The sequence below is a fragment of the Tabrizicola sp. genome (assembly GCF_051645465.1).
GTDB lineage: Bacteria > Pseudomonadota > Alphaproteobacteria > Rhodobacterales > Rhodobacteraceae > Tabrizicola.
Genome location: NZ_JBOFBI010000380.1, coordinates 1 through 5,637, shown reverse-complemented (window position 1 = coordinate 5,637; position 5,637 = coordinate 1). Strand labels below are relative to the sequence as shown.

At 65.0% G+C, this 5,637-nt stretch carries 4 protein-coding genes; all 4 read right to left on the bottom strand.

From position 1 onward, the window contains the following. Positions 1–466: 466 nt before the first annotated feature. Positions 467–1,264, bottom strand: a complete 798-nt coding sequence (locus tag ACRCSW_RS23280; RefSeq protein ID WP_438708034.1) for a crotonase/enoyl-CoA hydratase family protein — start codon at positions 1,262–1,264, stop codon at positions 467–469. After that, entirely contained in the window at positions 1,261–2,118 is an 858-nt protein-coding gene (locus ACRCSW_RS23275; RefSeq protein ID WP_438708033.1) for a hydroxymethylglutaryl-CoA lyase, read from the bottom strand. Before ACRCSW_RS23275 ends, ACRCSW_RS23280 begins: the two co-directional genes overlap by 4 nt. After that, the gene (locus ACRCSW_RS23270; RefSeq protein WP_438708032.1) at positions 2,111–4,114 is read right to left on the bottom strand and encodes an acetyl/propionyl/methylcrotonyl-CoA carboxylase subunit alpha; all 2,004 of its coding nucleotides are present in this window, start codon (positions 4,112–4,114) and stop codon (positions 2,111–2,113) included. Before ACRCSW_RS23270 ends, ACRCSW_RS23275 begins: the two co-directional genes overlap by 8 nt. Before the next feature lie 9 nt (positions 4,115–4,123). Beyond that, positions 4,124–5,637: carboxyl transferase domain-containing protein (locus ACRCSW_RS23265; RefSeq protein WP_438708031.1), on the bottom strand; the 1,514-nt coding region annotated here is incomplete at its 5' end.

Sequence of the window (5,637 nt, the reverse complement as noted above, 5' to 3'; positions counted from 1 at the left end):
GGTTTGGGACTTGGTTCGCGGAAACCATCAGGGCCAGCGGCCGCGTGTGCCGCGCAAACAGGCCGAACACACGTCTGCTTCTGACCCGTGCAAAACTAGACTCAAAAATGTCTTGCTATGCAGGAGCTATCCACACAGGACACTCGCTGTGACCAAATCTGGCGAGTCAGTTGCGGCGGATCTGCCGATACCGGTCTGGACACACCAAGGCAACTCGCTTGAGAAACCAGGCGCCCGGGAGCAAGATCATTGGACCTACTCTCTCTCGTGGTTCCGCATAAAGGGGTACTCCGCCCGCAGAGGCATGTCGGTCAACAAACAAACTTCGCTACGCGTGTTAGCTTTAGGGCAAGCCTATGTGCGAGGCCAGCAGCCGGAGAATCTAGCCGCAGAGGGCCAGTTTTCCTATCCGACGCCCACAATTGAGGCAGCTGTATCTACGGGATTTGTGCGTCATGAAGTCGCGTCATCCGTGGGTCTTCCGCGCCCAATCGGGGGGCAGCTTGTTCAGAAAGGCAGCGATGCCGTGCCGCGCCTCGGGCCCTTCCCAGATGTCGGCGAGGCGCCTGATCGTGTCGTCGATGACGTCGGCGTCGATGCGGGGGCCGAGGTCTCGGGCCAGCTTCTTGGCCGCCGCCACAGCCCCCGGCGCGACCTGGAGGTAGGGGGCAACTTCGGCCTCGACCGCCTGGTCGAGGTCGTCCGCCGGAACCGCTCGGGAGACGATGCCAAGGCGTTCGGCCTCCGCCGCCTCGAAGACGCGAGCCGACATGAAGACGCGGCGGGCGTTGCCCTCGCCCATCCTGGCCAGCACGTAAGGCCCGATTGTGGCCGGAATGATCCCGAGACGGGTTTCCGAAAAGCAGAACTTCGTCGTGCTGTCCGCCAGCGTCAGATCGCAGACGCAAGCGATGCCGACACCGCCCCCAAATGCGCCGCCGTGCAGGCGACCGATCAGGGGCGCGCGGATGGTGTTCAGGGCGTGTAGCATTTCGGCGAGCTTCCTCGCCTCTCGCATGCGCTGTGCCCGGTCGGCCTCGATCTGGGCCTTCATCCAGTTCAGGTCCGCGCCGGCGCAGAATGTGGTCCCGGCTCCGGATAGGACGATGGCGCGGGTTTTGCCGTCATGGCCTATGGTCGCGGCCATCTCGGTCAGTTCGGCAATCATCATTGCGGAGAGGACGTTTCGTTTTTCGGGAATGTTCAGCCGGACCCCGACAACGCCGCGCTCGTCTGTGGTGACGTCGAGGGTTTTCCAACTCATGCGGGTCTCCTGAGGCTTTGGGCAAATCGTGACATGGCGGCCAGGGCTTCGACATCGATGCCGGTCTCGAAGCCTTGATCGTGCAGCATCGTGACGACCGCTTCCGTGGCGACATTGCCTTGCGCGCCCGGCGCATAGGGGCAGCCGCCGAGGCCGCCGACCGAGCTGTCGAAGGTGTGCAGGCCGAGATCGAGGCAGAGGGCGATGTTCTGCAGTGCCTGCCCATGGGTGTCGTGGAAATGCCCGGCCAACCGGGATGCTGGCAGGCGCGCGAGGACGGTTTCCAGCATCTTTCCGGTCGACGCGGGGGTGGCCGAGCCGAGCGTATCGCCAAGGCTTACCTGGTAGCATCCGAGGTCGATGAGGGCCTCGGCTACCTGCGCCACCGCTTCGGGTGCCACGGGTCCGTCGAACGGGCAGTCGGTCACGCAGGAGACGTAGCCTCGAACCGGCAGCATGGCGGTCTTGGCGCCAAGAAGCACTGGCCGGAAACGTTCCAGGCTTTCGGCGATGGAGCAGTTGATGTTCCTTTGCGAGAACCCCTCCGAGGCAGAGGCGAAGACGGCCACTTCGTCCGCTCCGGCCTCAAGCGCACGCTCGAAACCCTGCAGGTTGGGCGTCAGCGCCGCGTAGGAAACGCCCGGCCTGCGCTGGACGCCCGCCAGGACTTCCGACGCATCGGCCATTTGCGGCACCCATTTCGGGCTGACGAAGCTTGCAACCTCGATGTGCGTGAGACCGCAGGCCGAGAGACCGTCGATCAGGCGGATCTTGTCGGCTGTCGGGATCAGCCGGGCTTCGTTCTGCAGCCCGTCGCGCGGCCCCACCTCGAAGATCGTGACCCGCTCAGCCACCTTCCGCCTCCAGCCGCAGAAGCAGTACCCCGTCCGTGACCTGATCCCGCTCTGCGACCAGCACCTCCGCGACCACGCCGTCGCGGGGGGCGGTCAGGATGTGTTCCATCTTCATCGCTTCGAGAATGAGGAGCGGGTCGCCCTTGCGGACCTTGGCGCCGTTAACCGTCCGGACCGCGGACATGAGGCCGGGCATCGGGGCGATGATGGAATCTCCGCTGGCTTGCCCTTCTTCTGCGACGGCGAGGTCGTCGATCAGGTTGAAATCGTAGCAGAGACCGTCATGGAAGACAGAAATCCACCCGGCGCCGGTCACGATTTCCGCCCGTGAGCGGAGCCCGTCGGCGTCGAAGAGGACGCTGCCTTCGCGGCTTTGCGCGATGGTCAGGGTGCAGTCTTGGTCGCCGGAAATCGCGCGGAAACGCCCGTTCCCAAGGTGGAGGATGCGCTGGTGGAAGTCTTCTCCGCCGACCTTAAGCGAGACGAAATCCTCGGCTTCCGACCATGCGCGCCAGCCGGTCAGAAGGTCCCAGGGGTCGCTTCCCCGGGGGTTGGTGAACGACCCGAGAGCAGCCAGGGCGGCCAGCGCCGGGATTGCGGCTGGCATGGGCGGTCTTGCGGTCAGCTGGGCCAGATCGCGGCCGATCAGGCCGGTGTCGACCTTGCCGGCGGCAAAACCGGGGTGCCGGGCCAGCGCGGTCAGGAATTCCAGATTGGTTGTCGTCCCGGCGACGCGGACCTCGCTTAGCGTAGCGACAAGAAGGTTGAGCGCTGCGGCGCGGCTTGCGCCATGCACGATGACCTTGGCGATCATCGGATCGTACCAGGGGGTGATCGTATCCCCCTCGCGCACGCCGCTGTCCACCCGGACGGCACCCCGCGTGAACGTGACGCACGGCGGGAAGGACAGATGCGCCAGCGTGCCGGTGGCGGGTAGGAAGCCCTTCGGCACATCCTCGGCATAAAGGCGGGCCTCGAATGCCCAGCCGTCGATGCTGAGGTCTTCCTGCCGGACCGGCAGCTGCTCTCCGGCGGCGACGCGGAGCTGGAGCTCGACGAAATCGAGCCTGGTGATGGCTTCGGACACAGGATGTTCGACCTGCAGACGGGTGTTCATCTCCATGAACCAGAAGCCGTCTTCGCGCAGCGGGCCGGAGCCGTCCACGATGAACTCGACGGTTCCAGCGCCCTGGTAGCCGATGGCCTTCGCCGCCTCGACCGCAGCGCGGCCCATGGCGGCGCGGACGTTCGAGGGCATGCCGGGGGCGGGGGCTTCTTCGATCACCTTCTGATGGCGGCGTTGCAGGCTGCAATCGCGTTCGAAAAGGTGGATCACGTTGCCATGGGCGTCGCCGAAGACCTGTATCTCGATGTGCCGGGGGTGCGTCACGTATTTCTCGACCAGGCAGGCGGGGTCGCCAAAACTCGACCGGGCTTCGCGCTGGGCGCTTGCAAGGGCGTCGCGGAAACCTGCGGGGTCTTCGACAAGGCGCATGCCCTTGCCGCCGCCACCGGCCCGCGCCTTGATGAGGACGGGATAGCCGATCTTGACCGCCTCAGCCGCCAGAAAGTCAGGGTCCTGGCTTTCGCCGTGATAGCCGGGGACGACGGGGACGGCAGCCTTGGTCATCAGGGTTTTCGCGGCATCCTTCAGCCCCATCGCGCGGATGGCGCTGGCGGGCGGGCCGATGAAGACCAGCCCGGCGGCCTCGACCGCCTCGACGAAATCGGGGTTTTCGGACAGGAAACCGTAGCCGGGATGGATCGCTTGCGAGCCGGTGCGCAGGGCGGCGGCGATGATCGCGTCGCCGCGAAGGTAGCTTTCGGAAACCGCAGCGCCGCCGATATGGACCGCCTCGTCGGCCAGCGCCACATGCTTGGCGCCCGCATCGGCGTCGGAGTAGACCGCGACCGTTTTCGAGCCCATACGCCGGGCGGTGGCGATAACGCGACAGGCGATTTCACCGCGATTGGCGATCAGGATTTTGGTGAACATCAGCTGCCCCTACATCCGGAAGACGCCAAAGCGCGTCTCCTCCACGGGCGCATTCAGCGCGGCGGAGAGCGACAGGGCCAGCACCTGACGGCTGTGACGCGGGTCCACGATCCCGTCGTCCCAGAGCCGTGCCGAGGCATAGAGCGGATGCGACTGCCGGTCGAACATCTCGATGGTGGGTTGCTTGAACGCGGCCGCTTCTTCGGAGGTCCACTGGCCGCCCTTGCGTTCAATCGCATCGCGCCGGACGGTGGCAAGTACCCCTGCCGCCTGTTCGCCGCCCATGACCGAAATCCGGCTGTTCGGCCATGACCAGAGGAACCGCGGCGAATAGGCCCTGCCGCACATGCCGTAGTTGCCCGCCCCGAATGACCCGCCGACGAGGAAGGTGATCTTCGGCACCCGCGTTGTCGCGACTGCTGTCACCAGCTTTGCCCCGTCCTTGGCTATTCCGCGGTTTTCGTAGGAACGGCCCACCATGAAACCGGAGATATTCTGCAGGAAGACCAGCGGAATGTTGCGCTGCGAGCAAAGCTGCACGAAATGCGCGGCCTTCAGCGAGGATTCAGAGAAGATCACCCCGTTGTTGCCGATGAGGCCGACGGGAATTCCCATGACATGGGCAAAGCCGCAAACGATGGTCGCACCGTAACGCGGCTTGAATTCATCGAAGCGCGAGCCGTCGACGATGCGGGCGATAACCTCCCGGATGTCGTAGGGGGTTTTCAGTTCCGGGGGCACGATGCCCATGATCTCTTCGGGATCATAAAACGGCGCTTCGGGCGATTGCAGGGCAAGCTGCGGCTGTTTGCGCCGGTTCAGGTTGGCGACCGCACGCCGTGCGAGGGCAAGCGCGTGCAGGTCGTCGTTTGCCAGCAGGTCCGCCACGCCTGACAGGCGCGTGTGGACATCGCCGCCGCCAAGTTCTTCGGCGCTCACCACCTCTCCGGTGGCGGCCTTGACCAACGGAGGCCCGGCAAGAAAGATCGTGCCCTGATCCTTCACGATGATGGTGACATCCGACATGGCGGGCACATAGGCCCCCCCGGCAGTGCAGGAGCCCATCACTACCGCGATCTGGGGAATGCCCTTGGCCGACATGTTGGCCTGGTTGAAGAAGATGCGGCCGAAATGCTCGCGGTCGGGGAAAACCTCGTCCTGATTGGGCAGATTCGCCCCGCCTGAATCGACGAGGTAGACGCAGGGCAGGTGGTTCTGCTCGGCAATCTCCTGTGCGCGCAGGTGCTTCTTGACCGTCATCGGAAAATAGGTGCCGCCCTTCACGGTGGCATCGTTGCAGACGATCATCACCTCCTGGCCTTCGACGCGGCCGATCCCGGTGACAAGACCGGCGCAGGGGCTGGCGCCGTCGTAAAGATCATGCGCCGCGAAGATGCCGATTTCGAGGAAGGGCGAGCCGGGGTCGATCAGGCGGGCGATCCTTTCGCGCGGCAAAAGCTTGCCGCGGCTTTGATGAAGGTCACGCGCCTTTTCGCCGCCCCCGGCGAGGGACAGGGCGGCGG

Bases quoted from the DNA above. Each gene is read 5' to 3' on its own strand.
- ACRCSW_RS23270 (WP_438708032.1), bottom strand. From the start codon at position 4,114: ATGTTCACCAAAATCCTGATCGCCAATCGCGGTGAAATCGCCTGTCGC.
- ACRCSW_RS23280 (WP_438708034.1), bottom strand. From the start codon at position 1,264: ATGAGTTGGAAAACCCTCGACGTCACCACAGACGAGCGCGGCGTTGTC.